We start from the raw sequence: 324 nt of genomic DNA, 5'->3' as shown, positions 1-324 counted from the left end.
CTTCCTGACCGCTGAGGATGTAATCACGCTCGGTGTCGCTCAGGCGTTTCTGATCACGAGGGTGCTTGTACAGCAGCAACCACAGACCGCTCCAGATAATGCCCAGTCCGCCGACGATCAGGAACGCCAGCTCCCAACCGTTGTGCAGGATGGCCCACACCACCAGCGGTGGCGCCAGCAAGGCACCGAAGGACGACCCGATATTGAACCAGCCGATGGCGACCGAGCGCTCCTTGGCCGGAAACCATTCGGTGGTGGCCTTGACGCCCGCAGGCAGCCCCGCTGCCTCGGTCAGGCCGAGCAGGCCGCGAAAGATCGCAAGAC

Annotated in this window: 1 protein-coding gene; it reads right to left on the bottom strand. The window is 63.6% G+C overall.

Annotated elements, in window-relative coordinates:
• On the bottom strand, positions 1–324 hold a 324-nt coding region (locus EE949_RS13035; protein WP_122664659.1), incomplete at both ends, for an MFS transporter.

The organism is Pseudomonas viridiflava (assembly GCF_900602065.1).
Taxonomy (GTDB): Bacteria; Pseudomonadota; Gammaproteobacteria; order Pseudomonadales; family Pseudomonadaceae; genus Aquipseudomonas.
The sequence above is the reverse complement of the archived record's forward strand: the minus strand, read 5'-3'. Positions and strand labels throughout refer to the sequence as shown.